Genomic DNA, 2,399 nt, shown 5'->3' with positions numbered 1-2,399 from the left:
CGATGTGTAGAAGGCACACCTGCTCATGCCTACTCTCGTTGGCTGGGAGATGGCGCGCCCAGGCAGCTGCGGAACGGACCAGCAGACGTGACAGCAGCACGGCACCGGCGCTGAGCCAGAACCACTTCTGTACCCAGAGCATCGCCTGGGTATCAGTGACCTGGATCGCGGCGACGTAGGCGAACAAGGCGCCGAAAATCAGCAGCCATTTGAACAGCAGTTGCGCTAGCTCCGCGAGCAGGCTGCGGCCGCGCCAGCTGGAGTACAGCGCCGAGGTGCCGAGTACGAGCAGGCTCAGCAACATCGTGATGGCGATCAGACGCCAATAATTGACCGAAAGCTGCAGGTCGCCAAATTGCAGTTTGTAGGCCGCCAATGCGCTGCAGATCAGGATCAACGGGTCGCTGATTCTGAGAATGATCCCAAATGTTGTCGTCAGGCGCCCGGAAGGGGCTCTCCATTGTTCAAGATGCGACTGGGAGGGGGCGGACCACATGGGAATCTTCTTTCTTCCTTGAATTCAACGGCGGGCAAAAACGGTGAAATTTCCTGTCAAAGCCCTGATAACGCGAGGAATTTCAATCCTCACGAAAGTGCATGGTTTCACTTGCTCTCTTATGGTATCAGTTGGTTTCAAAGGGTACACTTGCGCGCATCCCGATCACGCTGGGCTTGTGCGATGGGCGCTTGTTTCAGCACAGCTGCGTGTCAGCAGGTCAAAGGCAGGGAAGCCGCGTAGTTGCCCGCTCCGGCACTGCGCAACGCGGCGCGTCCGCATAGATGCTCCGAGGTTTGCAGGTGTTCAAAAATTTGTTGCTTGTCTGCGTTGGCAACATCTGCCGCAGCCCCACCGCCGAGATCCTTGCCCGTCATGCGTTGCAGGGGCGGGACGGCGTGCAGGTAGCGTCGGCCGGTCTGCATGCGCTGGCTGGGCACGCCATTGATCCGATGGCGGCAGCGCTATTGCGCGAGCGAGGCCACGATCCGCTGATACATCGGGCCAGGCAGGCCACGGCGTCGCTGCTGGGTGACGCCGACCTGATCCTGGTGATGGAGCGGGCGCACGTCGCGCAGATTGCGCGAGAGTGGCCGCAGGTAAGCGGAAAAACCTTTTTGCTCGGGCGCTGGGACAACAGTGAAGTGCCTGATCCGTATCGGCAGGGGCGCATTGCCTTCGAGCACGCCTATGGCTTGATCGAACAAGGTGTTGCTCGCTGGGGCAAGTACATCTCTTAGGCGCCACGGCGGCGCAGTCATCTATTCAGAACGGAAGTCATGGAAAAGGAAAAACAATTGCGAGCTACCCCGCAGGACGACGAGATTGATCTGCGCGAACTGGTGGGTGTCGTGTACGACCGCAGGTGGTGGGTGATTGCAACTACCGCCGCATTTGCAGTGCTGAGTATTGCCTATGTGCTGCTGACAGCACCCGTATATCAGGCCCAGGCAATGATCCAGGTCGAGTCGAAGGTGCCTGCGATTCCCGGCTTGTCGGATCTGACGTCCTTGACTGGCGGTGGTAGCGCGGCAGCGACAACCGAAGTGGCGCTGTTGACCTCACGCATGGTTGTTGGAAACGCGGTTGATCGCCTGCAGCTGGATATAAACGCGCAGCCGCGCCGCTTCCCTTTATTGGGCGGATACTTCGCTCGACGCCACGAGCGCCGGGATCCGCAAATGGTGGCTATGCCGGCTTTGGGCATATCCCGCTATGGTTGGGGTGGCGAGGTGCTGAGCGTGCATCGTTTTGATGTGCCCGAAGGGCTACTCAATGAGCCACTTACGTTGGTCGCCGGACCCGCCGCCGGCGGATTCTCGCTATTGGGGCCCGGCGGTGACGAGGTGCTGCAGGGTTCTGTTGGCGTGCCGGCGGAAGCACGCGGTATCAAGCTTGAAGTGGCCGAGCTGCGCGCGAATCCGGGGACGCATTTTCTGTTGCAGAAGCGCCGCCGATTGGATGTTCTGGTTGAGCTCCAGAAGGAAGTAAAAGTCGCCGAGCAGGGCAAGGATTCCGGCATCCTGAAGCTCGCTTTCGAAGGCCGGGACGCATCCGGTGCGGAAGCGCTGTTGCAGAACGTGGCCGAGATCTATGTTCGCCAGAACGTGGAGCGAAGCTCCGCTGAAGCTGCATCCCAGCTGCAGTTTGTAAAGGACCAGCTGCCCACGGTGCGCAAGCAGGTTGAAAGCGCGCAGGCGGCGATGGCAGCTTACCAGTCGCGCTCGAATGCGGTGGATATCACCCTGCAGACCAAGGGGCTGCTGGAGCAGCAGGTGGCGGTGGAAACCAGCATCCAGCAACTGCAGTTGAAGCAGGCGGAGATGGATAGGACGTTCACCCGCGAGCACCCGGCCTACCGAGCGCTGCTCAAGCAGATTGGCGGGCTGCAGGCCCGCAAGGA

At 60.3% G+C, this 2,399-nt stretch carries 3 protein-coding genes; 2 read left to right on the top strand and 1 reads right to left on the bottom strand.

Annotated elements, in window-relative coordinates; translation table 11 throughout:
• A partial coding sequence (locus ABB27_RS19040; protein ID WP_484600303.1) for a Rossmann-fold NAD(P)-binding domain-containing protein occupies positions 1 to 397 on the bottom strand: 397 nt, incomplete at its 3' end.
• 401 nt (positions 398 to 798) lie between these two features.
• Between ABB27_RS19040 and ABB27_RS19035 the strand changes: the two genes are divergently transcribed.
• Positions 799 to 1,236 carry a low molecular weight protein-tyrosine-phosphatase gene (locus tag ABB27_RS19035; protein WP_057630888.1) on the top strand — a complete coding sequence of 146 codons (438 nt, stop codon included), beginning with the start codon at positions 799 to 801 and terminating at the stop codon, positions 1,234 to 1,236.
• Positions 1,237 to 1,275: 39 nt separating this feature from the next.
• The coding region (locus tag ABB27_RS19030) for a Wzz/FepE/Etk N-terminal domain-containing protein (protein WP_244479274.1) at positions 1,276 to 2,399 on the top strand (1,124 nt) is incomplete at its 3' end.

Origin of the sequence: Stenotrophomonas terrae (assembly GCF_001431465.1) — a bacterium.
GTDB classification, from domain to species: domain Bacteria; phylum Pseudomonadota; class Gammaproteobacteria; order Xanthomonadales; family Xanthomonadaceae; genus Stenotrophomonas; species Stenotrophomonas terrae.
Note: the sequence above shows the minus strand (reverse complement) of the source record. Positions and strands in the feature narration are given on the sequence as shown.